Source organism: Arthrobacter sp. 10N410, from assembly GCF_056394945.1.
On record NZ_JBFTIP010000001.1, the window covers coordinates 623,241 to 646,686 of the forward strand.

Consider the following 23,446-nt stretch of genomic DNA (forward strand, 5'->3'; position numbering starts at 1 on the left):
AGGTGGCCCGTTTCCGTGAGGAAGCGGGCCACCTTTTGTTGGTCCGGAAGCTAGCGGGTGGTGCGGGTCAGGGCGTCGCGGATCTCGGTGAGCAGGGCGATCTGAGGGTCCTCGGCCGATTCCTCCTTGACGTCCGGGTTGATGCCCAGCCGGCGGTTGCGGCGTTCAATCATGTGGTTCATCGGCAGGATCACCACGAAGTAGATGGCAGCTGCAATCAGCACGAACGAGATGATGCTGGAGATGACGGTGCCGTACTTGAACCCCTCCCAGGCCATTTCCTCGATGCCTTTGGCGTTGAAAAGCAAGCCGATGAGTGGCGTGAGGAGTCCTTCCACGATGGAGGTCACGACGGCGCCGAAGGCGGCCCCCATGACGACGGCGACGGCAAGGTCAACGACGTTGCCTTTCATGATGAAATTCTTGAATCCAGTCAGCATGAACCCACGGTAGCCCGGGCCCGGCAGGCTCAGCGGTAGGCTGGCGCGGCTTCCAGGCCGAAATACTCTTCGAGGGTGGCGACGCCGCGCTTGTGCATGTCGCCCGCGGCCTCGGTACCGATGTAGCGCAGGTGCCACGGCTCGTAGAAGTAGCCGGTGACCGGGTGGGCCATCCAGGGGTAGCGGACCACGAAGCCGAAGCGGTGCGCATTGGCCTTGGCCCACACGGCGGCCGGCTGTTCCGCGAAGCAGGGCTGGAAGCTGCAGGCCCCTCCGCCGTCGCCGATGTCAAAGGACCAGCCCGTCTGGTGCTCGGAGTAACCGGGCCTCGCGGAAGCCGTGTCCGCCTCGGCGCGCCCCCGGGCGTTCGCGTAGCCGTTGTAGGTGGCCGTCTGGGTCGCGAAGGAACGGTAGCCGCTCGCCAGGGTCAGGACCACGCCGTCCGCCGCGGCGGCTGCAAACATCCGCTCGGCGGCCGCCGCCGTCGTGCTGTTCAGCTGCGCGGCCTCGCCGGAAACCGCCAGCCTGACGGCCGGCTGCACGAGGTCGGGCGGAACGAACGTGGCGGGGGAGAGCGGCCGGTGCTTGTTCACCACCACCCACGGGCTCGCAGGATCGGTCAGGGAATGCTTCCGGGCCGGTCCGGACGTCGCAGGCCAGGAAGCCGCAGGCGCGGAGGCTGACGGCGCTGCGTCGGCCGTGGGTGTGGGGGCGGTGGCCACGCCCGCGGAGGTGGTCGTCGCCGTAGGCGAGCCGGAGGCGGAAACCGCGGCGGAGGAACGCTCAGTTGGCACAGCCGTGCTGGAGGATGGCTCCGGGCTGCTGCCCGGGCTACAGCCGGCCACGGCTGCAAGGACAGCCAGTGCCGTTCCCGCCGCGAGCAGGCGCCCGAGCGTCCGCCGGCTCGGGGTTGCCGGGCCCGGGGAAGTGCCGGCGCTGTCGTGGCACACCTGTGCTAAACCTTGCGCAGCAACATGCGTCGGATGGAGTGGTCGGCGTCCTTGGTCAGCACCAGCTGGGCCCGGCCGCGGGTGGGGAGGACATTTTCTTCCAGGTTCGGCTCGTTGATGCGCTTCCAGATGTCCCGGGCGGTCTGCTCGGCCTCCGAATCGGAGAGCGTCGCATAGCGGTGGAAGTAGGACTCGGGCTGTGCGAAGGCGGTAGTACGCAGCTTGCGGAACCGGTCCACATACCACTCCTCGATATACGAGGTCTTCGCGTCCACGTAGATGGAAAAGTCGAAGAAGTCGCTCAACGCCAGGCCCTGCCGGCCGTCATGCCGCGGGCGTGCCGGCGCCAGGACGTTCAGGCCCTCGACAATCAGCACGTCCGGCCGGCGGACCACAACTTCCTTGCCCGGAACGATGTCGTAGGTGACGTGCGAGTACCAGGGGGCCCGCACTTCCTCGGCCCCGCTTTTGACCTCGCTCACGAAGCGCAGCAGTGCGCGGCGGTCGTAGGACTCCGGAAACCCCTTGCGCTCCAGGAGTTGACGGCGCTTGAGTTCGGCGAGGGGGTAGAGGAACCCGTCGGTGGTGATCAGCTCGACGTTCGGGGTGCCGGGCCAGCGCCGCAGCATTTCACGCAGTACGCGGGCGATGGTCGATTTGCCCACCGCCACGGAGCCGGCCACGCCGATCACGAAGGGGGTGCGCTGGGTCTTCTCGCCCAGGAAGGTCGTGGTGGCCGCGTGGAGCTGGTTGGCGGCCTCGACGTAGAGGTGCAGCAGCCGGGACAGCGGGAGGTAGACCTCGCGGACCTCCTTCATGTCCAGGGGGTCGCCCAGGCCGCGGAGGCGGAGCACATCCTCTTCGTTGAGGGGCTGCTCCATCTGGGCAGCGAGCCGGGACCAGGTCTGCCGGTCCAGCTCAACGAACGGGGAGACGCCCTCGCCGTTCGCTTCGTTGCGTTGCAAAGTCACCTTAGAGATTCTGCCCTTGACAACGCCCAGAGCGAAATGGACACCCCGCCAGCCGCCAGCGGCGGGCCCGGACCGGCACATCCTACGTCGGACGACCGGGAAACCGGTTAGGCTTATGTCCATGTGCGGAATCGTTGGATATGTAGGCCGCTCGGCTGGCCGGGTAAATACTGAACACAAAGCCCTGGACGTTGTCCTGGAGGGATTGCGGCGCCTTGAGTACCGCGGCTATGACTCCGCCGGGATCGCGGTCGTGGCGGACGGTGCCATTTCTTCCCGCAAGAAGTCGGGGAAACTGAGCAACCTGATCACCGAACTGGAGGCCCACCCGCTGCCGGACGCCCTCACCGGCATCGGGCATACCCGCTGGGCAACCCACGGCGGCCCCACGGACCTGAACGCGCACCCGCACCTGTCCGACGGCGGCAAGCTGGCGCTCATCCACAACGGCATCATCGAAAACTTCGCGGAGCTGAAGCAGGAACTCGTGGGCGAAGGCGTGACCTTCCTCTCCGAGACCGACACCGAGGTGGCCGCAGCGCTGATCGGTGACATCTACCGCAACCAGCTGGGCGGCGACAACGCCAACGGCGGCCTGACCAAGGCCATGGAACTTGCCTGCCAGCGCCTCGAGGGCGCCTTCACGCTGCTCGCCGTGCACGCCGACCAGCCCGACGTCGTCGTGGCCGCCCGCCGCAACTCCCCGCTCGTGGTGGGCCTGGGCGAGGGCGAGAACTTCCTCGGTTCCGACGTCTCCGGCTTCATCGACTACACCCGCCGCGCCGTGGAACTGGGCCAGGACCAGATCGTCACCATCACCGCCGATACCGTCGCGATCACCGACTTCTACGGTGCCCCGGCCGAGGGCAAGGAATACTACGTCAACTGGGATCCCGCTTCCGCGGAGAAGGGCGGCTTCCCGTCCTTCATGGAAAAGGAAATCCACGACCAGCCGGACGCCGTGCTGCAGACCCTGCTGGGCCGGTCGGACGTCGACGGCAAGCTGACCCTCGACGAACTCCGGATCGACACGGAACTGCTGAAGAGCGTGGACAAAATCATCGTCCTGGCCTGCGGCACGTCCGCCTACGCCGGCCAGGTCGCGAAGTACGCGATCGAACGCTGGTGCCGGATCCCCACCGAGGTCGAGCTCTCGCACGAGTTCCGCTACCGCGATCCGATCGTGGACGCCAACACCCTGATCGTTTCCATCTCGCAGTCCGGCGAGACCATGGACACGCTGATGGCTGTCCGGTACGCCAAGGAACAGGGCGCCAAGACGGTGTCCATTTGCAACACCAACGGCTCCACCATCCCGCGCGAGTCCGACGCCGTGCTGTACACGCACGCCGGTCCGGAAATCGCGGTGGCCTCCACCAAAGCGTTCCTCGCCCAGATTGCGGCCGCCTACCTGCTGGGCCTGTACCTGGCACAGCTGCGCGGCAACAAGTTCCAGGGCGAGATCAAGGACATCCTCGCCGACCTGGGCAAGATCCCGGCCAAGATCCAGCAGATCCTGGACAATGCCGACGCGATCAAGAAACTCGGCCACGACATGGTGGACGCCAAGTCCGTGCTGTTCCTGGGCCGCCACGTCGGCTTCCCGGTTGCCATGGAGGGTGCGCTCAAGCTCAAGGAGCTCGCCTACATCCACGCCGAAGGCTTCGCCGCCGGCGAGCTCAAGCACGGCCCGATCGCCCTGATCGAGGAAGGCCAGCCGGTCTTCGTCGTCGTCCCGTCGCCCCGGGGCCGCGACTCGCTGCACGCCAAGGTCGTCTCGAACATCCAGGAAGTCCGTGCCCGCGGCGCCAAGACGATCGTGATCGCCGAGGAGGGTGACGAAGCGGTGAAGGCCTACGCCGAACACGTCATCTACATCCCGGAGACCCCGACCCTCCTGGCCCCGCTGCTGTCCACCGTGCCCCTGCAGATCTTTGCGCTGGCACTCGCCAGCGCCAAGGGCTACGACGTGGACCAGCCGCGGAACCTGGCCAAGAGCGTGACCGTAGAATAGCCGCATGATTGTTGGCATTGGCGTAGACGTCGTAGACATTGAGCGGTTCGGCCGGCAGCTTGAGCGCACCCCCGGGTTGCGCGACAGGTTGTTTGTCCCGGCCGAGCGGGAACTGAACACCCGGTCCCTGGCCGCGCGGTTCGCGGCCAAGGAGGCCGTGGCCAAGGTGCTCGGCGCGCCCGCCGGAATGAACTGGCAGGACTGCTGGATCGGCCTGGACCAGAACGGACCCACCGTCCAGGTCAAGGACACGGTACTGGCCGTGGCCGAGTCGAAAGGCGTCAAGCGCTGGCACCTCTCGATCAGCCACGACGGCGGCATCGCCACCGCCACGGTGATCGCCGAAGGCTAAGCACATGATCAGCGCCTATACAGGTACCCACATTCGAGGCCTCGAGAAGCAACTCCTTGAGGCGAGTGCGGACCCTGGTATGGGCGCTGTTCTCATGCAGCGGGCCGCCTACGGGCTCGCCAACGCGGTCATCCGGGAACTCCAACGCCGCGGACTGCGGCCCTACGGCTCCAGCGTCACCGTGCTTGCCGGCAAGGGCAACAACGGAGGCGACGGCCTCTACGCCGCGGCGCTGCTGGCCCGCCGGGGCCTGCGGACGACGGCGGTGCTCACCGCCGGCGACGCCCATCCAAGCGGGCTGGCGGCCTTCCGCGCCGCCGGCGGCCGGGACACCGCCCTCACCGACGGCAACGCCAGGGACCTGGCTGCTGACGCCGCCCGCGCCGACGTCGTCATTGACGCGGTCCTGGGAACCGGCGCGCAGGGTGGGCTGCGCGGCGCGGCCGGCACGCTGATCGAAGAGCTGCAGCGCAGCCGCCACGGGCTGGTTGTTGCCTGCGACATCCCCAGCGGCGTCGACGCCGACACCGGCGAAGCGCACGCCCCTGTCCTGGCCGCGGACGTCACCGTGAGCTTCGGGGCCGCGAAGGCCGGCCTGCTCGCCGACCCGGGCGCGGACTTCACCGGCCGGCTCCGGACCATCCCGATCGGCATCGAGGACGCGCTGGTGCATCCGGAGCTGCGGCGCCTCCAGGCCGCGGACCTGGCCGCGCTGCTCCCGCAGCCCGGCCGCCGCTCGCACAAATACTCCCGGGGCGTGCTCGGCGTCGTGGCCGGATCCGCCCGCTACCCGGGGGCGGCCGTCCTCGCCTGCCGCGGCGCCCTGGCCGCGGGTGCCGGCATGGTCCGCTACGTGGGCCCGCCGGAGGTCGCGGACCTGGTCCGCCAGGCCTGCCCCGAAGTGGTGTGCGGCACGTCCGTCGCCGACGCGCACGTCCAGGCCTGGCTGCTCGGATCCGGACTCGACGCCGGCGCCCACGAGCAGCTGGAGCGGGTCCGCGAGGCGGCAGCCGCCGGACTTCCCACCGTGGCCGACGCCGGTGCGCTGCCGGCCCTGCCCCGCGAACTGTCCCCGCACACCGTGCTGACCCCGCATGCCGGCGAGCTGGCCGCCCTGCTGGAACGTTACGGCGCCGGCCCGGCCCGGACCTCCGTCGAGGACGCAACGCTCGCCGCCGTCCGGCAGGCCAGCGGGCTCACCGGAGCGACCGTGCTGCTCAAGGGCGCCACCACCCTGGTGGCTGCCCCCTCGGGGGCGGTCTTCAGCCAGGCCGAAGCCAGCCCGTGGATGGCCACCGCCGGCAGCGGCGACGTCCTGGCCGGGGTGCTCGGCGCCCTGCTGGCACAACTCCCGGAGGGCTCCGGTGCCTTCAGCGCCTTGGGGCTCGAGGGGCCGGACCGGTGGGCCGCCGTCGCCGCGATGGCGGCCAGCCTGCACGGCCGTGCCGGAACAGCTGCCTCGAACGGCGGGCCGCTGACGGCGTCGGACATTGCCGAAGCCCTGCCGGAGGTTATCGCGAAGCTGTAACAAAAGCGCGCGCCTCGCGCCTCCGGTAAATTAGTAACCTTACTTACAAGTAGTCTGTCTAGAGATTGTCCGCATCGCACGAGGAGTACACATGGAAGTCTGGCCCGGAACGGCTTACCCGCTGGGAGCCACTTTTGACGGCACCGGCACCAATTTTGCCCTGTTCAGCGAGCAAGCGGAGCGGGTTGAGCTCTGCCTCCTGGCCGACGACCTGAGCGAGACGCGGATCGAACTGACCGAGGTGGACGGCTACGTCTGGCACTGCTACCTGCCGCAGATCCAGCCCGGACAGAAGTACGGCTACCGGGTGCACGGCCCGTACGACCCGGCGAGCGGAAACCGCTTCAACGCCAACAAGCTGCTGATGGACCCGTACGCCAAGGCAATCCAGGGCCAGATCGACTGGGACCCGGCGCTCTTCTCCTACGAATTCGGCGACCCCGATTCGCGCAACGACGCCGATTCGGCACCGCACACCATGCACGGCGTCGTCATCAACCCGTACTTCGAGTGGGACGGTGACCGCCAGCTGCGCGTCCCCTACCACGAGTCGGTCATTTACGAGGCCCACGTTAAAGGCCTGACCGAGCTGCACCCGGAAATCCCCGAAGAGCAGCGCGGCACTTACGCCGGTGTGGCCCACCCGGCCGTCATTGAGCACCTGAAGAAGCTCGGCGTCACGGCGATCGAGCTCATGCCGGTCCACCAGTTCGTCAACGACGGCACCCTGGTGGAGAAGGGCCTCAACAACTACTGGGGCTACAACACCATCGGCTTCTTCGCCCCGCAGAACACCTACAGCTCCTCCGGCGACGTCGGACACCAGGTCCAGGAATTCAAAGCCATGGTCCGCGAGCTGCACCGGGCCGGCATCGAGGTCATCCTCGACGTCGTCTACAACCACACCGCCGAAGGCAACCACCTCGGCCCCACCCTTTCCTTCAAGGGCATCGACAACCAGGCGTACTACCGCCTGGTCGACGGCGACCTGAAGCACTACATGGACTACACCGGCACCGGTAACTCGCTCAATGTCCGGCACCCGCACTCGCTGCAGCTGCTGATGGACTCGCTGCGCTACTGGGTGACGGAAATGCACGTCGACGGCTTCCGCTTCGACCTCGCCTCCACGCTGGCCCGCGAGTTCTACGACGTCGACAAGCTCTCCACCTTCTTCGAACTGATCCAGCAGGATCCGATCGTCTCCCAGGTCAAGCTGATCGCCGAGCCGTGGGACGTCGGCCCCGGCGGTTACCAGGTGGGCAACTTCCCGCCGCAGTGGACCGAATGGAACGGCAAGTACCGCGACACCGTCCGGGACTTCTGGCGCGGCGAACCGTCCACCCTGGGCGAATTCGCCTCCCGCCTGACCGGCTCCGCGGACCTGTACGAGAGTTCGGCACGGCGCCCGGTGGCCTCGATCAACTTCGTCACCGCGCACGACGGCTTCACCATGCGCGACCTGGTCTCCTACAACGAGAAGCACAATGAGGCCAACGGCGAGGGCAACAACGACGGCGAATCGCACAACCGCTCCTGGAACTGCGGCGAAGAGGGCGACTCCGACAACGACACGGTGTTGACCCTCCGCGCCCGCCAGCAGCGGAACTTCATTGCGACGCTGCTGCTCTCCCAGGGCGTGCCGATGCTGTTGCACGGCGACGAACTGGGCCGCACCCAGCAGGGCAACAACAACACCTACTGCCAGGACTCCGAACTGAGCTGGGTGCACTGGGAAGCCATGGACCAGCCCCTCGTGGAGTTCACCGCGTTCGTCAACAAGATCCGCCACGACCACCCGACGTTCCGCCGCAGCCGCTTCTTCGACGGCCGCCCGGTCGTCCGTGGTGAGGGCGAGAAACTGCCGGACATCGTTTGGCTGAAGACCGACGGCACCGGAATGCTGCCGGAGGACTGGGACAGCGGCTTCGGCCGGACCATCGGCGTGTTCTACAACGGCCACGGCATCCAGGAACAGGACTCCCGGGGCCGCCGGATCACCGACGACAGCTTCCTGATGGCCTTCAACGCCCACGACGACAGCGTGGACTTCGTGCTGCCCAACGACGAGTACTCGCCCTTCTGGGAGATCCTCGTGGACACCGCGGACCAGGCCGATACGGACGAGCCGCTCAAGGCAGGGTCGACCCTGACGCTGGCGGCCAAGTCGATGGCCGTGCTGCGCGCCTACTCGGGCCCCGAGATCGAGGTCGACCACTCCGCAGCCGCCTCCCTGGCCTCCATGGCCGAGCACGAGGACGCCCAGGAGGAGATGGCGGAAGCCCAGACGAAGGCCGCCGAAGCCAGCGAAGCGAAGGCCACTGCTTCATGAGGACCCCCGTCTCGACTTACCGGCTCCAGATCCGGCCGGGCTTCACCCTGCAGGATGCCGCCGACACCGTGCCCTACCTGAAGTCCCTTGGGGTCGACTGGATCTACCTGTCTCCGATCCTGACGGCCGAGCAGGGCTCGGACCACGGCTACGACGTCACCGACCCCGCCGCGATCGACCCGGACCGCGGCGGGCCGGAGGGGCTGGCAGCGGTGTCGCGCGCGGCGCGGGAAGCCGGCATGGGTGTGTTGGTGGACATCGTGCCCAACCACGTCGGCGTCGCCACCCCGGTCCAGAACCCGTGGTGGTGGTCGCTGCTCAAGGAAGGCCAACAGTCGCGCTACGCCCAGGCGTTCGACGTCGACTGGGACTTCGGCGGCGGCCGGATCCGGATCCCGGTGCTGGGCGAGGACGCGGACGTGGACGCGCTCGAAATCCGTGACGGCGAACTGCGCTACTACGACCACCGTTTCCCGCTGGCCGAGGGCAGTTATACCGCAGGTGACTCCACTGCCGACGACCCGCGCGCGGTCCATGACCGGCAGCACTACGAGCTGGTGGGCTGGCGCCGTGCGGACACCGATCTGAACTACCGCCGGTTCTTCGCGGTCAACACCCTCGCCGGGATCAAGGTTGAGGTCCCGGAGGTCTTCGATGAGGCGCACGAGGAGGTTGTCCGCTGGTTCCGGGAGGGCCTCGTTGACGGCTTGCGCATCGACCACCCGGACGGCCTCGCGGATCCGGCAGGCTACCTCCGCCGGTTGCGCGAAGTGACCGGCGGGGCCTACCTGCTGATCGAGAAAATCCTGGAGCCCGGTGAAGAGCTTCCGGCCGGCTTCGAGTGCGAGGGGACCACCGGGTACGACGCCCTCGCGGACGTGGACCGGCTCTTCGTCGACCCCGCCGGCCAGGCGGGCCTCGACGCCCTGGACACCTCGCTGCGCGGCGGCACCCCCGCCGACTATGAGGACATGATCCGCGGCACCAAGCGCCGGATCACCGACGGCATCCTGCACTCGGAGATGCGGCGGCTCGCCCGGCTGGTACCGGCGTCCGCCGGCCTCAGCCCGGAGGCCGCCGTCGATGCGCTGTCCGAGATCACCGCGGCCTTCCCGGTCTACCGCAGCTACCTGCCCGAGGGCGAGGGCGTGCTGCGCGAGGCATGCGAACTCGCCGCCCGGCGGCGTCCCGAGCTCGAACCCGTGGTGCAGGCGCTGCTCCCGCTGCTGCTGCATGCCGGCCCCGGGCCCGACGCCGAGCTGGGCCGCCGCTTCCAACAGACCTCCGGCATGGTGATGGCCAAGGGTGTGGAGGACACCGCGTTCTTCCGCTACACCCGGCTCGGCACCCTCACCGAGGTCGGCGCGGACCCCACCGAGTTCGCGCTGTCCGCCGACGAGTTCCACGCCCGGATGGCACGCCGCCAGGCGGGCCAGCCGCTGTCCATGACCACGCTCAGCACCCACGACACAAAGCGCAGCGAGGACACCCGGGCCCGGATCTCCGTGCTTGCGGAGCTGGCCCCGGAATGGACGGCCTCGCTGCGCCGGCTGCAGGAGCTGGCGCCCCTGCCGGACGGCCCGCTGGCCAACCTGCTGTGGCAGGCCGTGGCCGGGGTGTGGCCCGCGGACCGGGAACGCCTCCAGTCCTACGCCCAGAAGGCGGCCCGAGAGGCCGGCAATTCGACGAACTGGCTGGACCCGGACCCGGACTTCGAAGCGAAACTTGCAGCCGCCGTCGACGCGGCGTTCGACAACGCCCAGGTGCGCGCCGAACTCGATTCGCTGGTGGGCCTGCTGGAACCCTACGGCTCCGCCAACGCGCTCTCCGCCAAACTGGTCCAGCTCACCATGCCGGGCGTGCCGGACGTCTACCAGGGCACCGAGTTCTGGGACCGGTCGCTGACCGACCCTGATAACCGGCGGCCGTTCGACTTCGGGGCGCGGCGCGCCGCCCTCAAAGCGATCGACGCCGGTGAGCGGCCGGCGTCGTACCGGGAGGACGCGGCGAAGCTGCTCGTGACCTCGCGGGCGCTGCGGCTGCGCCGGGACCGGCCGGAGCTGTTCGCCGGCTACGCCCCGGTTGCTGCCACCGGAGCCGCCGCCGAACACCTGGTCGCCTTCGACCGCGGCGCCGGCACGCCCGGGGCCCTCACCCTGGCCACCAGGCTGCCCCGCGGCCTCGAACAACGCGGAGGCTGGCAGGACACCGCCATCGGCCTCACCGTCGCCATGACGGACCAGCTCAGCGGCAGGTCCTTCGGGCCGGGCACGACGGACGTGGCGGAGATCCTCCGCGACTACCCGGTGGCCCTGCTGGTGCCGGGCGCCTGAACGCACGAACTGACGAACCAACTTAGGGGAACGGCAATGACTCTGCCCGCACACGGAACCGCACGCTTCGACCTCTGGGCACCGGAAGCGCAGGACGTCACGCTGCTCGCCGACGGCCGGCACTACCCGATGGTCCGGTCCGGGTCCGCCGGCTGGTGGAGCGCGCCGGAGGCACCGGCCTCCGGCGACGTCGACTACGGCTACCTGCTCGACGGGGATTCCACCCCGCTGCCGGATCCGCGCTCACGCCGCCAGCCCGGGGGAGTGCATGCACTCTCGCGGACCTTCGACGCCGGCAGCCACGAATGGGCCGACGGGCAGTGGAAGGGCCGCGGCCTGCAGGGCGGCGTGATCTACGAGCTGCACCTGGGCACGTTCACGCCCGAGGGGACGCTGGACGCCGCGATCGGCAAGCTCGGCTATCTCGCCGACCTCGGCATCGACTTCGTCGAACTGCTGCCGGTCAACGGGTTCAACGGCACCCACAATTGGGGCTACGACGGGGTCCTCTGGTACGCCGTGCACGAGGGCTACGGCGGCCCGGCCGCCTACCAGCGCTTCGTCGACGCCGCCCACGCCGCCGGCCTGGGCGTCATCCAGGACGTCGTCTACAACCACCTCGGCCCCAGCGGCAACTACCTGCCCCGGTTCGGGCCGTACCTCAAGTCCGGCGAGGGCAACACCTGGGGCGACTCGGTCAACCTGGACGGCCCCGGCTCCGACGTCGTCCGCCGCTACATCCTCGACAACGCAGCCATGTGGCTGCGCGACTACCACGTGGACGGCTTGCGGCTCGATGCCGTGCACGCCTTCAAGGACGAGCGGGCGGTCCACCTGCTGGAGGAATTCGGGGCGCTCGCCGATGAGGTCTCCGCCGAAACCGGACGCCCTGCGACGATGATCGCCGAGTCGGACCTGAACAACCCGCGGCTGCTCTACCCGCGGGAGGTAAACGGCTACGGCCTGGCTGGGCAGTGGAGCGATGACTTCCACCACGCGGTCCACGTCAACGTCAGCGGCGAGACCACCGGCTACTACAGCGACTTCGATTCGCTCGCGGCCCTCGCCAAGGTCCTGGTGGACGGGTTCTTCCACGACGGCAGCTACTCCAGCTTCCGGGAGCGGCACCACGGCCGGCCCATCAACACCGCCCTCGTGCACCCGGCCGCCCTCGTGGTCTGCAGCCAGAACCACGACCAGATCGGCAACCGGGCTACCGGCGACCGGCTCTCCCAGAGCCTCGGCTACGGGCAGCTGGCGCTCGCAGCGGTCGCGACCCTGGCCTCGCCCTTCACCCCGATGCTGTTCATGGGTGAGGAATACGGCGCCACGACGCCCTGGCAGTTCTTCACCTCGCACCCGGAGCCCGAGCTGGGCAAGGCCACGGCGGAGGGCCGGATCAAGGAGTTCGAACGGATGGGCTGGGACCCCGCCGTCGTGCCCGACCCGCAGGACCCGGCCACGTTCACCCGCTCCAAGCTGGACTGGTCCGAAGCCGAGTCCGGGGAGCACGCGCGGCTGCTGGAGCTGTACCGGAAACTTATCGCGCTGCGCCGTGCGACCCCGGAGCTGGCCGGGCTCGGGTTCGAGGACACCGCAGTGGCGTTCAGCGAGGAGGAGGGCTGGCTGCGCCTGCGCCGCGGCAGCGTGGAGGTCGCGATGAACTTCTCTACCGAACCCCGCCAGGTAGCCGTGGACGGCGGCGCGCTGCTGCTGGCCACCGAGGACGGCGTCGCGCTGTCCGCCGGCCGCGTGGAACTGCCCGGCCACAGTGCCGCCGTCGTCTCAAACTAGGACAGGATAATAGCCATGACTTATGTTGCAGCAGCGAACCGATACGAGACGATGCCCTACCGCCGGGTGGGACGCAGCGGACTGAAACTGCCGGCCATTTCCCTGGGCCTCTGGCACAACTTCGGCGATGACAAGCCCTTCGAAGTGCAGCGGGCCATCCTGCGCCGCGCCTTCGACCTGGGTGTCACCCACTTCGACCTCGCCAACAACTACGGCCCGCCCTACGGCAGCGCCGAGACCAACTTCGGCCGCCACTTCAAGGACGACTTCAAGCCGTACCGCGACGAACTCATCATCTCCAGCAAGGCCGGCTACGACATGTGGCCGGGGCCCTACGGCAACTGGGGCTCCCGGAAGTACCTGCTGGCCAGCCTGGACCAGTCGCTGGGCCGGATGGGCCTGGATTACGTGGATATCTTCTACAGCCACCGCCCGGACCCCGAGACGCCGCTGGAAGAGACCATGGGCGCCCTGGACCAGGCCGTGCGCTCCGGCAAGGCGCTCTACGCCGGCATTTCGTCCTACACTCCGGAGCAGACGCTCGAGGCGGCCCGGATCCTGAAGGAACTCGGCACCCCGCTGCTGATCCACCAGCCCAGCTACTCGATGCTCAACCGCTGGACCGAGAATGGCAGCCCCAGCCTCTACGAGGCGCTGGAGCAGGTGGGTGCAGGGGCCATCGCTTTCTCGCCGCTGGCGCAGGGCATGCTTACCGACCGCTACCTCAACGGTGTCCCCAAGGATTCCCGTGCGGCGCAGGACAAGTCCCTGGACGAGGCGATGATCACCGGGGAGAAGCTGGACCGCGTGCGCGGGCTCAACCGGATTGCCGAGGGCCGGGGCCAGACCCTCGCGCAGCTGGCGATCGCCTGGATCCTGCGCGAGCAGGGCAAAGGCACCTCGGTGACGTCCGCCCTGGTCGGCGCGTCCAGCGTCCGACAGCTGGAGGACACCCTGGCCGCGATCAACAACCTGGACTTCACGGCCGACGAGCTGGACGCGATCGACGAGTTCGCCGTCGAGTCCGACATCAACCTCTGGGCCCAGAAATAAGCCCCGGGGGCGCCGTTCCGCGGCGCCGCCGGCTGACGTAACAGATTCGGTGCCGTGGCCGGGAACAACTTGAGTCCCGGCGCCGTTGACTAGAATGCAAGAGTGCCGCATGGCGTTGTGCCCGTTTGCCGCCGTCGTACATCAGAGTATGGCCGCGCCGGGCACGTGAAGTTTGTTCTCAAAGGGAGTTTCGTGTCTTCAAATCCGATTCGTGTTGCAATCGTCGGCGTGGGTAACTGTGCCACTTCGCTGGTCCAGGGTGTCCAGTACTACAAGGATGCCGACCCCCAGGCCACGATTCCGGGTCTGATGCACGTGCAGTTCGGCAAGTACCACGTCAACGACGTGCAGTTCGTCGCAGCATTCGATGTCGACGGCAAGAAGGTGGGCCAGGACCTCTCCGCCGCCATCCTCGCCAGCGAAAACAACACCATCAAGATCGCCGACGTCCCGCCGACCGGCGTCACCGTCCAGCGCGGCCCGACCCTCGACGGCCTCGGCAAGTACTACCTCGAGACCATTGAGCAGTCCCCGGAGGAGCCGGTCGACGTCGTCCAGGCCCTCAAGGACGCCAAGGTCGACGTGATGGTCTGCTACCTGCCGGTCGGATCCCAGGAAGCCGCCGAGTACTACGCCCAGTGCGCGATCGACGCCGGCGTGGCCTTCGTCAACGCGCTGCCGGTGTTCATCGCCGGGACCAAGGAGTGGGCGGACAAGTTCACCGCCGCCGGCGTGCCGATCGTGGGCGACGACATCAAGAGCCAGATCGGTGCCACCATCACGCACCGCGTTATGGCCAAGCTCTTCGAAGACCGCGGCGTCACCCTGGACCGCACGTACCAGCTGAACGTCGGCGGCAACATGGACTTCAAGAACATGCTGGAGCGCGACCGCCTCGAGTCCAAGAAGATCTCCAAGACCCAGGCCGTCACGTCCAACGTGGAAGCCGAACTCGCCGCCAAGGACGTGCACATCGGCCCGTCGGACTACGTCCAGTGGCTCGATGACCGCAAGTGGGCCTTCGTACGCCTCGAGGGACGCAACTTCGGTGACGCCCCGGTCTCGCTCGAATACAAGCTGGAGGTCTGGGACTCGCCCAACTCCGCCGGCGTGATCATCGACGCCGTCCGAGCCGCCAAGATCGGCCTGGACCGCGGCATCGGCGGCCCGCTGCTCTCGGCGTCGAGCTACTTCATGAAGTCCCCGCCGGAGCAGTTCAACGACGACCTCGCCCGCGAAAAGGTCGAGGCCTTCATCCGCGGCGACCTGGAGCGCTAAGCCCCGCACCGTACACCGCAACGCGGGGTCACTTACAGCCCATCATCCCCCTTGGGATGGGCCGTAAGTGACCCCGCGTTGCTGTTTAAAACAGGCCGACGGGGTTGCCGTTGGCGTCCACGTCCATCCGCATGGCCGCCGGGACCTTGGGCAGTCCGGGCATGGTCATCACCGCACCCGTGAGCGCCACGATGAAGCCCGCGCCGGTCTTGGGGATCAGGTCCCGGACGTGGACGGTGAAGCCCTTCGGGGCGCCGAGCTTGGTGGCGTCGTCGCTGAAGGAGTACTGCGTCTTCGCCATGCAGACCGGCATCCCGGACCAGCCGTTCTTGTCGATCTCCGCGAGCCGCTTGAGCGCCGGGACGGAGAAGTCGACGCCGTCGGCCCCGTAGATTTCCTGCACGATGGTGCGGATCTTGTCCTCCACCGACATCGCCAGCGGGTACAGGTGGCGGAAGCCGTGCGGGGCGTCGATGGCGGCGGCAACCTTCGCGGCAAGCTCGTCGCCGCCGTCGCCCCCTCCGCCGCGGCCCCAGACGTCGGCCACGGCCGCCTGAACACCCTCCGCGGCGCACCAGTCCAGCAGCCAGTCGAGCTCCTCCCGGCTGTCGGTGCCGAACTTGTTGATCGCCACCACCGGGGTGATGCCGAACTTCTCCACGTTGCGCACGTGCCGCTGCAGGTTGGCGACGCCGGCGGCCAGCGCCTCGACGTTGGGCTCCTTGAGCTGGTCCTTGGCGACGCCGCCGTGCATCTTGAGCGCGCGGATGGTGGCCACCAGCACGACGGCGGACGGGGCGACGTCGGCCATCCTCGCCTTGATGTCCATGTACTTCTCGGCACCCAGGTCGGCGCCGAAGCCGGCCTCGGTGATGACGACGTCGGCCAGGGAACGCGCCGTCTGGGTGGCGATCAGCGAGTTGCAGCCGTGCGCGATGTTGGCGAAGGGCCCGCCGTGCACCAGGGCCGGGGTGCCCGCGATGGTCTGCACCAGGTTCGGTTTGATCGCGTCCTTGAGCAGCATGGTCAGGGCACCCTGGACGCCGAGGTCCGCGACCGTGACCGGCTCGCGGTCGTAGGTGTAGCCGAAGGTGATCCGGCCCAGCCGGGCGCGCAGGTCGTCCAGGTCCGTGGCCAGGCAGAACACGGCCATGATCTCCGAGGCGACCGTGATGTCGAAGCCGTCCTGTCGCGGCACGCCCTGGGTGGGACCGCCCAGGCCGATCACGACCTCGCGCAGCGCCCGGTCGTTCATGTCCAGCACCCGCTTGAACGTCATCCGGCGCGGATCGATGTTCAGCGCGTTGCCCTGGTAGATGTGGTTGTCCACCAGAGCCATCAGGGCGTTGTTCGCCGAGGTGATCGCGTGGAAGTCGCCGGTGAAGTGCAGGTTGATCTCGTCCATCGGCAGGACCTGGGAGTAGCCGCCGCCGGTCGCGCCGCCCTTCATGCCCAGGATCGGACCCAGCGAAGGCTCGCGCAGGGCGATCATCACCCGGTGCCCGGCGCGGGCCAGGGAGTCGGCGAGGCCCACGGTGGTGGTGGATTTCCCCTCGCCGGCCGGCGTGGGGGACATCGCCGAGACCAGCACCACCTTGCCCGGCGCGTGCGCACCGTCCCGGGCCAGCTTGGCCGGATCGATCTTCGCCTTGTAGCGGCCGTAGAATTCCAGCGCCTCCGGGTTGATCCCGGCCGCGGCAGCCACGTCCTCGATCGGCCGCATGGTGGCCCGCTGCGCAATCTCCAAGTCGCTCAGGACCGGCGCTGCGGCCGGCGTACCCGGTGCCGCCGTCCCGGCCGGCGCTTCGGTAGCTGCTGCGGTTTCCGTGGTGTTCTCAGACATCGTTGCCCTTCAGCTCGTGGCTTCGGGTCGCTCCGGCCGGCGGTTCCGGCCAGGCGCCCGGTGTGGTTCCCTCAGGGCGTGTGGCCCACCGGGATGCTCCGTGTTCCAAAATACTGGAGCAATGCGGACTGGTAGCTCTCCAGCGTAATCGCGGCGGTGCGCTGCCAGCCGAAGCCCTGGGCATGCACCGACGCCGCGCGGCCCATGTCCTCCCGGGTGGCCGGGTCGTCGTGCAGTGCCTCCAGGGCATCGGCCCAGTCCGCGGCCTTGTGCCCTTCCACCAGCAGCCCGGTCCGGCCGTCGAAGATCGCCCGCGACAGCCCGCCCACCTTCGTGGCGACCACGGGCGTTCCGCAGGCCTGGGCCTCCAGCGCGACGAGGCCGAACGACTCGCTGTAAGAAGGCATCACCACGACGTCGGCCGAACGGTACCAGCCTGCCAGCTTGGGCGCGCTGACCGGCGGATGGTGCGTGACGACGTCGTCCATCCCGGCGGCGGTGATCAGGGCCTTGAGGTCGAAGTCCTTCGCACCGCTCACCGCACCGAGGATGGTCAGCTGCAGGTCGATGTCCGGGCGGCGCGCACGCAGCAGCGCGGCCGCCTTGATCAGGATCTGCGGGCCCTTGAGCCGCTGGATCCGCCCGGCGAAGAGCAGGTGGAAGCGGCCCGGCGGGACCCCGTGCTGGCTGCGGGCGCGGCTCCGGAAGGCGGGCGTGAAGACGGAAAGGTCCACGCCCGGGGGCGCCACGTCGATCCGGTCGGGGTCGGCGTCGTAGTGCGAGACCAGCTCGGCGGCCTCGGCGCCGGTGTTGGCGATCAGCCGGGTGGCGCCGTCGACGATCCGGTGTTCACCATCCTCGCGCCGGCGCGGCTCGGGCTGCTCGCCGGATTCCAGCAGCAGGTTCTTGACCTTGGCCATGGTGTGCATGGTGTGCACCAGCGGCACCCCCCACAGCTCCGAGAGTTCGAGGCCCGCGACGCCGGAAACCCAGTAGTGCGAATGGATGACGTCGTAGCGGCCATGCGGCTGCAGCTGCTTGATCCGGTCGATTTCGGCCACCATGCTGTGCAGCAGCGCCGGCAGTTCCTCCTTGGGAAGTTTCCGCGGCGGCCCGGCGAGCACGTTGTGCACGCAGACTCCCGGGGTGGGGTGTTCGACGGCGGCCTGGCCGGCCGCGTTGGACCGCGTGAAAATCTCCACCTCGACGCCGGTCTCCGCGAGGGCGGCGGCGAGGGCCCGGATGTACACGTTCATGCCGCCGGCGTCCCCGGACCCGGGCTGCTCCATCGGCGAGGTGTGCAGGGAGAGGAAGGCGACACGGCGGACCAGCGGCATCCTCTTCCTTCCCTTCGCGTGACGTGGATTCGGTAAAACATTACTCCTGAACGCCGGGCCGGTTCGCGGGCGGCTGCCTGCTGCTAGCGTGGCGGCTGTGAGCGCAAACGCAAAAGACCGGCCGGCCACGGCGTCGTGGGAGATCCGCGAGGCCACCGCGCAGGACTGGGCCGCCATCTGGGAGATCCTGGAGCCTGTGATCCGTGCCGGGGAGACGTTTACCTGGGACCGCGACACCACGGAGGACCAGGCCCGCGCCAAGTGGTTCAAAACCGTCCCGGGCAGGACTTTCGTCGCCGTCGGAACTGGCCGGTTCGACGGCGTCGTACTGGGCACCGGCGAGCTGCACGCGAACCAGGGCGGCGGCGGCAGCCACGTCGCCAACGCCGGCTACATGGTCCGCGCCGGTTACGGCGGCCAGGGAGTGGCCCGGGCGTTGTGCGCCTACTCGCTGGACGCCGCCCGCGCCGCGGGCTTCCGCGCCATGCAGTTCAACGCCGTGGTGGAAAGCAACGTCCGGGCCGTCGCCGCCTGGCAAGCCATGGGCTTCGAGATCCTCGCCACCATCCCGGAAGCCTTCCGGCACCCGCAGCTGGGCTACGTGGGACTCCACGTGATGTACCGCAAGCTATAGCTGCCTTCGCCGGATTCAACCCAAGACATTTTCTGCCGGCCCGAATAGGCTGGCCCTCTGGGGGCCGAGCGAGGGAGGCCTGAATGCCCGGAAGTGGCGATCCGCAACTGCCGCATCAGGAACGGCGCAGCCCTGAACGGGGTGCACGACGGCGCCGCTTGCCTGGGTGGGTTCCGGCCGTCCTGCTGCTGGTGGTTCCGTTGCTGGTCATGGCCGGGTGCACGCTGGCCCGGAACAACGACAGAAGCTCCTCGGCGGAGAATTCGCCGGGCTTCGTCACCGCCTCGGGCCGCGGACTCGTCCTCAACGGCGAGCCCACCCGGCTGAAAGCGGTGAATTTCTCCAACTTCTACCATCGAAACCTGAACGGGGCCGAGCTTCCTAATTCGCAGCACCATGCGGGGGACGACTTCGCCCGGGCGAAAGAAATTGGCTTCAACAGCATCCGCTTCGCCTTCGACGGGGACTGGTATGTCGACTCCCCGCAGGTCTTCTGGCAGTGGCTGGACCAAAACGTGGCCTGGGCGCGGGAACACGGGATGCGCCTGATCCTGGATCTGCACACCCCGATCGGCGGATTCTGGCTGGACCCCACCAGCGACGCCGTCAGTTTCGACATCTGGTCCAACCCCCGGCTGCAGCAGCAGAACGCGGACCTGTGGCGCGATATCGCAGCCCGCTACAAGGATGAACCAGCCATCGCAGCCTACGACCTGCTCAATGAGCCGGTGACGACTGACGCAACCGGGGAACAATGGAAAGTGCTGGCCGGGCAGTTGGTCGCCGCAGTCCGGTCCGAGGACCAGAACCACCTTCTGGTTGTGGGCGGGATCTATGGGGTCAACGGCAGCTACGGCATCTCCGGGGTCGACCAGCATTTCCTTGTTGATGACGACAACGTGGTTTACGACTTCCACTTCTACGAGCCCATCAAATACACCCACCAGTATGCGTCCTGGGTCGAGGGCCCGGTTCAGGACGGCGGCCGCTATCCCGACCCCGACACCATTCTCCCGACCGGTCAGCGGGTCCTGCTGCCGGAAAGCCGCATCGCAACCAAGTCCTTGCCGCCCGGCACCTCAGGCTGGGCGGCGTATGACAGCGGCATCGTAACTATCGAGGACAGCAGCGCGGTGGCGGCTGCACCCATGGTCACTGCGCAGGGCGGCATGCGCGGAACGGCCGGCTTCGATGCAATCAGGGTGACCGAATACGGCCCCGACGGGACGGAACTCCGGCAAGTCATCAACGATCCCCTGGACCGCGACTCGACGTTGGACTGGCATCAATGGCAGTACGGGGACACGGCGGCGCCGCCGAAGTTCGCGCGGGAGAAGACCGGGCACCAGGACAGCGGCAGCCTCTCCATCAGCAATGCCGTCGACGCCACGGCAATCGCAGGGTGGAGCAACGACGCCCACCTGTTCAAGGTCGTGCCGGGTAACAAGTACCGCATCCAGGGCCACATGCGGGGGCAGAGCATTGCGGCCTCGGCCGGTTCGGCACCCCGGATCGGGCTCCAGCTCGACGTCTACGCACAGTCGCCCGGAACACCCGGAAACGGCTTCTTGGCACGCGACAAAGGCTATTTGGCACATGAGTTGGGGAAGCGACTCAAGTTCGGCATCGATAACAACGTGCCGATGTCGGTCATGGAGTTCGGACTGGTCCGGCAAGCATTTGAGATGGAGGGCAAGGGCGGCAGCCAGTGGGTCACCGACATGCTTGATCTCCTGGCGGAGAACGAGCTCAGCTTCGCGTACTGGGAATACCACGGGACCCAGATGGGGCTCTACCTCAGCGGCACCGGCCAGCCGGGCGAACCCAACAAGGCGCTACAGGAGACCCTCGCCCGCGGACTGCGTTGAGCGGACTGCGCTGAGTGGCCCGCGTTGAGTGGCCCGCGTTGAGCGGCGGACTCGGCTAGGAGTCACCGGAACTGCGGACGTCGCTGCGCCAGAGCTGCAACAGGCCCGGGAACGCGGCCTCGTAACCGGCGAGCAGCTTCGCCACGAGCTCGTCCGAGTCGACCAGCGGATGCCGGGCGAACGCGGCGAGGGCGGCCCCACGCCGCAGGCTGCCGGGTCCCGGCCCGGTGGCCTGGACCACGAGCCGTTCCACCTCCTTGATCCGCAGCATCAGCGCGAGCTGCGCTTCCGACGGGCGGTCCTGTGGGAGCGGCACCACTCCGTCGGCGTCCACCCGGCAGGGGACCTCCACGACGGCGTCCGCCGGCAGCCCCGGGATCGCGGCAGTCCGTGCACCGTCCGGGCCGGGTAGCGCGTTGGGGGTATTCAGCACCAGTTCGGCCCCGCCGCCGCCGGAGAGGGCGCGCATCACCGCCAGCGCGACGCGCTCATAGCCGCCGCCGGCCAGGTCCTCCTCGTCCCGGTGCTCGCCAGCGGTTCGGGCCTCGGCCAGGTAGCCCTCCTCGCGGGACCGGCGGGCGGCATCCCAGAGCCCGTAGGCCTCCGCACCGGCGGACGCGAGCCGCGGATACAGCTCGGACTGCTGCCGGTGGATGGACTCGCCGCGGGTCTGGGCAGCGGCCCGCATGGCGGCCAGGGCGCGGGCGGTCTCGTAGTAGTAGAACAGGTACTCGTTCGGCAGGCAGCCGAGGCCGGCCAGAAAGGGTTGGGGGAAGAGCCGGCCCTCCTCGAAACCTGCCAGGGTCCCGGCGTCGGCGAGCAGGGCGGGGAGGACATCCCTGCCGCCGGACTCCAGCCGGTACAGCCAGCCCAGGTGGTTGAGCCCGTAGTAGCCGACGCCGTCGAGCCTGCCCTCGGGCAGCACGACGCCGGCGGCCCGCGCCGCGCGGTGAACCAGTCCGCCGGCCGAATCGCAGATACCCACCACCCGGCGGCCCAGCACCGGGACCAGGGCCTCGGTCACCATGCCAGCCGGATTCGTGAAGTTGACCAGCCACGCCCCGGGGCAGAGGCGTTTCATCGCCTGCGCCAGGGCCAACATCGGCGGGATGGTGCGCAGGGCGTAGGAGATGCCGCCGGCGCCGGTGGTCTCCTGGCCTAACACGCCCAGCTCCTGCGCCACGCGCTCGTCGGCCGTGCGGCCGGCCGTGCCGCCGGGCCGGATGGCGGCGAAAACCATGTCCGTGCCGGACAGGGCCTCGGCCAGCGACGTGGTGGTGCGGACCGGCGGCCCGCCGCCTCGTTCCCTGCCCGGCTCGCTGCCCGGTTCCCGGCCCGGCAGGGAGGCCAGCACCGCTTCGATGGCGGCCAGCCGGCCGGCGTCGACGTCGTACAGCACCAGCTCCCGGACCAGCCCGGCAAAGGGGCCGGCGGAGAGCGCCCGGTAGACCAGCGGCACCCGGAATCCGCCGCCGCCAGCAATCATGAGCCGCATGGCTGCAGTCTATTCCGCGCCGCGCTGATGGGCCCGGAACGTCGTCTTTCGCCGGCTACCTGGACGGCGTAGTGTGCCGTGTATGGACGCGATTCCAGCGCCGCGCTTCGACCCGCTCGCCGCCGTCCGTACCCCGGCGGCGGGAAGCTTCGACGTGCTCCTGACCGGCACCGTGTTCCAGGACATCATCTTCACCGGGCTGCCGCACGCACCCCGGCCCGGCACGGAAATCTGGAGCGACGGGATGGGCAGCTGTCCCGGCGGGGTGGCGAACCAGGCCATCGCCGCGGCACGGCTGGGGCTGAGGACCGGGCTGGCCGCAGCGTTTGGCGACGACGGCTACGGCGACTACAACTGGAAGATCCTCGACCGGCAGGAACACGTGGACCTGTCGCTGTCGCGGCGCGTTCCCGGCTGGCACTCGCCGGTCACCGTGTCGCTGAGTGTCGAGAAGGACCGGTCCATGGTGACCCACGGCCACCCGGCGCCGGTAACCTCAAGCGAACTGATCGGCTGCCCGCCGCCCGCGCTCGCCGCCGTCGCCGAGCTAGGCGAGGAGCTGGAACCGTGGGCCGTCGACGCTCACCGGGCCGGTGTGCGTCTCTTCGGCGACGTCGGCTGGGATCCCACCGGGACGTGGGCGCAGGCGCGACTGGACAACCTGAAATACTTCCACGCCTTCATGCCGAACCAGCAGGAGGCCATGGCGTTCACCGGCAAGGACAACCCGTGGGCCGCGCTCTACGCGCTCGCGGACAGGGTCCCAGTGGCCGTGGTGACCCTGGGGCCGCAGGGATCCATGGCGGTGGACTCCGAGACCGGTGAGGAGGAGTGGGTGCCGTCGCTGCCCGTGGCGGCCTTCGACCCCACCGGGGCCGGGGACTGCTTCGGGGCCGCGTTCATCGTCGGCTGCCTGGCCGGCTGGCCGCTGGGGGACCGGCTCCGGTTCGCCAACCTGTGCGCGGCCCTGGCCGTGCAGCAGGTGGGCGGCTCGCTGGCCGCTCCCGGCTGGGGCGACCTCGCCGACTGGTGGCAGCGGGCCAATGCCCGCAAGGAGCGGCAGGGCAGTCAATGGCTGCGCCGCTACCGTTTCCTGGAAGAAATCGTCCGCGACGTGCCGCCGGAGGCGCAGCGGCGGGCGACGGCGACGATCGCGCACCTCTCCGACGCGTAGCCCTTGGGGTGGCGGGCGGCTGGGGAGCGGGTGCAGGCCCGCAGGCCGAG

Annotated in this window: 17 protein-coding genes; 11 read left to right on the forward strand and 6 right to left on the reverse strand. The window is 68.8% G+C overall.

What is annotated here, in order from left to right; genetic code table 11:
• Positions 1-50: 50 nt before the first annotated feature.
• From mscL to coaA, 3 genes are read right to left on the reverse strand one after another with little or no spacing between them, the layout of a single operon-like run.
• On the reverse strand, positions 51-440 hold the full coding sequence (gene mscL, locus AC1DB8_RS03045; protein WP_476892127.1) for a large conductance mechanosensitive channel protein MscL: 390 nt from the start codon (positions 438-440) through the stop codon (positions 51-53).
• Between the two features lie 29 nt (positions 441-469).
• A complete protein-coding gene (locus tag AC1DB8_RS03050; protein WP_476892128.1) occupies positions 470-1,390 on the reverse strand; it encodes a M15 family metallopeptidase in 921 nt (306 codons plus the stop codon).
• Between the two features lie 5 nt (positions 1,391-1,395).
• Positions 1,396-2,361: a type I pantothenate kinase gene (gene coaA / locus AC1DB8_RS03055; protein ID WP_441417068.1), complete on the reverse strand. Its 966-nt coding sequence runs from the start codon at positions 2,359-2,361 to the stop codon at positions 1,396-1,398.
• Positions 2,362-2,482: 121 nt separating this feature from the next.
• Here coaA and glmS point away from each other — a divergent pair, with 121 nt between their 5' ends.
• The 8 genes from glmS (at position 2,483) to AC1DB8_RS03095 (ending at position 15,045) form a co-directional block, all read left to right on the forward strand.
• Positions 2,483-4,375: a glutamine--fructose-6-phosphate transaminase (isomerizing) gene (gene glmS / locus AC1DB8_RS03060; RefSeq protein WP_441417069.1), complete on the forward strand. Its 1,893-nt coding sequence runs from the start codon at positions 2,483-2,485 to the stop codon at positions 4,373-4,375.
• Between the two features lie 4 nt (positions 4,376-4,379).
• The gene (locus tag AC1DB8_RS03065) at positions 4,380-4,727 is read left to right on the forward strand and encodes a holo-ACP synthase (protein ID WP_175321209.1); all 348 of its coding nucleotides are present in this window, start codon (positions 4,380-4,382) and stop codon (positions 4,725-4,727) included.
• Between the two features lie 4 nt (positions 4,728-4,731).
• The gene (locus tag AC1DB8_RS03070; RefSeq protein WP_441417070.1) at positions 4,732-6,255 is read left to right on the forward strand and encodes an NAD(P)H-hydrate epimerase; all 1,524 of its coding nucleotides are present in this window, start codon (positions 4,732-4,734) and stop codon (positions 6,253-6,255) included.
• Positions 6,256-6,346: 91 nt separating this feature from the next.
• Positions 6,347-8,587, forward strand: a complete 2,241-nt coding sequence (glgX, locus tag AC1DB8_RS03075) for a glycogen debranching protein GlgX (protein ID WP_441417071.1) — start codon at positions 6,347-6,349, stop codon at positions 8,585-8,587.
• Positions 8,584-10,920: a malto-oligosyltrehalose synthase gene (treY, locus tag AC1DB8_RS03080; RefSeq protein WP_476892129.1), complete on the forward strand. Its 2,337-nt coding sequence runs from the start codon at positions 8,584-8,586 to the stop codon at positions 10,918-10,920. Before glgX ends, treY begins: the two co-directional genes overlap by 4 nt.
• Before the next feature lie 36 nt (positions 10,921-10,956).
• Positions 10,957-12,714: a malto-oligosyltrehalose trehalohydrolase gene (gene treZ, locus AC1DB8_RS03085; protein ID WP_476892130.1), complete on the forward strand. Its 1,758-nt coding sequence runs from the start codon at positions 10,957-10,959 to the stop codon at positions 12,712-12,714.
• Between the two features lie 15 nt (positions 12,715-12,729).
• Positions 12,730-13,767 (forward strand): L-glyceraldehyde 3-phosphate reductase, encoded by a 1,038-nt coding sequence (gene mgrA, locus AC1DB8_RS03090; RefSeq protein ID WP_476892131.1) that lies wholly within the window; start codon positions 12,730-12,732, stop codon positions 13,765-13,767.
• Between the two features lie 192 nt (positions 13,768-13,959).
• Positions 13,960-15,045 (forward strand): inositol-3-phosphate synthase, encoded by a 1,086-nt coding sequence (locus tag AC1DB8_RS03095; protein WP_476892132.1) that lies wholly within the window; start codon positions 13,960-13,962, stop codon positions 15,043-15,045.
• Between the two features lie 85 nt (positions 15,046-15,130).
• Here AC1DB8_RS03095 and AC1DB8_RS03100 read toward each other — a convergent pair whose 3' ends face one another.
• Together AC1DB8_RS03100 and mshA are read right to left on the reverse strand one after the other, a co-directional pair.
• Complete coding sequence (locus AC1DB8_RS03100; protein WP_476892133.1) at positions 15,131-16,888, reverse strand: formate--tetrahydrofolate ligase; 1,758 nt, start codon at positions 16,886-16,888, stop codon at positions 15,131-15,133.
• Between the two features lie 71 nt (positions 16,889-16,959).
• On the reverse strand, positions 16,960-18,225 hold the full coding sequence (gene mshA / locus AC1DB8_RS03105) for a D-inositol-3-phosphate glycosyltransferase (protein WP_476892134.1): 1,266 nt from the start codon (positions 18,223-18,225) through the stop codon (positions 16,960-16,962).
• Positions 18,226-18,322: 97 nt separating this feature from the next.
• Between mshA and AC1DB8_RS03110 the strand changes: the two genes are divergently transcribed.
• The gene (locus tag AC1DB8_RS03110; RefSeq protein WP_441417078.1) at positions 18,323-18,859 is read left to right on the forward strand and encodes a GNAT family N-acetyltransferase; all 537 of its coding nucleotides are present in this window, start codon (positions 18,323-18,325) and stop codon (positions 18,857-18,859) included.
• A gap of 83 nt (positions 18,860-18,942) precedes the next feature.
• On the forward strand, positions 18,943-20,727 hold the full coding sequence (locus AC1DB8_RS03115; RefSeq protein WP_476892135.1) for a glycoside hydrolase family 5 protein: 1,785 nt from the start codon (positions 18,943-18,945) through the stop codon (positions 20,725-20,727).
• Positions 20,728-20,782: 55 nt separating this feature from the next.
• Here the strand turns inward: AC1DB8_RS03115 and AC1DB8_RS03120 are convergent, their stop codons facing one another.
• Positions 20,783-22,222, reverse strand: coding sequence for a family 4 glycosyl hydrolase (locus AC1DB8_RS03120; RefSeq protein ID WP_476892136.1), 1,440 nt, complete (start codon positions 22,220-22,222; stop codon positions 20,783-20,785).
• Between the two features lie 82 nt (positions 22,223-22,304).
• On the opposite strand from AC1DB8_RS03120, the gene AC1DB8_RS03125 reads away from it, so the two are divergent.
• The gene (locus AC1DB8_RS03125) at positions 22,305-23,396 is read left to right on the forward strand and encodes a carbohydrate kinase family protein (RefSeq protein ID WP_441417081.1); all 1,092 of its coding nucleotides are present in this window, start codon (positions 22,305-22,307) and stop codon (positions 23,394-23,396) included.
• The last annotated feature ends 50 nt before the right edge of the window (positions 23,397-23,446 follow it).

Bases quoted from the DNA above. Each gene is read 5' to 3' on its own strand.
- treZ (WP_476892130.1), top strand. From the start codon at position 10,957: ATGACTCTGCCCGCACACGGAACCGCACGCTTCGACCTCTGGGCACCG.
- AC1DB8_RS03065 (WP_175321209.1), top strand. From the start codon at position 4,380: ATGATTGTTGGCATTGGCGTAGACGTCGTAGACATTGAGCGGTTCGGC.
- glmS (WP_441417069.1), top strand. From the start codon at position 2,483: ATGTGCGGAATCGTTGGATATGTAGGCCGCTCGGCTGGCCGGGTAAAT.
- mshA (WP_476892134.1), bottom strand. From the start codon at position 18,225: ATGCCGCTGGTCCGCCGTGTCGCCTTCCTCTCCCTGCACACCTCGCCG.
- AC1DB8_RS03100 (WP_476892133.1), bottom strand. From the start codon at position 16,888: ATGTCTGAGAACACCACGGAAACCGCAGCAGCTACCGAAGCGCCGGCC.
- mgrA (WP_476892131.1), top strand. From the start codon at position 12,730: ATGACTTATGTTGCAGCAGCGAACCGATACGAGACGATGCCCTACCGC.
- mscL (WP_476892127.1), bottom strand. From the start codon at position 440: ATGCTGACTGGATTCAAGAATTTCATCATGAAAGGCAACGTCGTTGAC.
- AC1DB8_RS03125 (WP_441417081.1), top strand. From the start codon at position 22,305: ATGGACGCGATTCCAGCGCCGCGCTTCGACCCGCTCGCCGCCGTCCGT.
- AC1DB8_RS03070 (WP_441417070.1), top strand. From the start codon at position 4,732: ATGATCAGCGCCTATACAGGTACCCACATTCGAGGCCTCGAGAAGCAA.
- AC1DB8_RS03115 (WP_476892135.1), top strand. From the start codon at position 18,943: ATGCCCGGAAGTGGCGATCCGCAACTGCCGCATCAGGAACGGCGCAGC.
- glgX (WP_441417071.1), top strand. From the start codon at position 6,347: ATGGAAGTCTGGCCCGGAACGGCTTACCCGCTGGGAGCCACTTTTGAC.
- AC1DB8_RS03120 (WP_476892136.1), bottom strand. From the start codon at position 22,222: ATGCGGCTCATGATTGCTGGCGGCGGCGGATTCCGGGTGCCGCTGGTC.
- treY (WP_476892129.1), top strand. From the start codon at position 8,584: ATGAGGACCCCCGTCTCGACTTACCGGCTCCAGATCCGGCCGGGCTTC.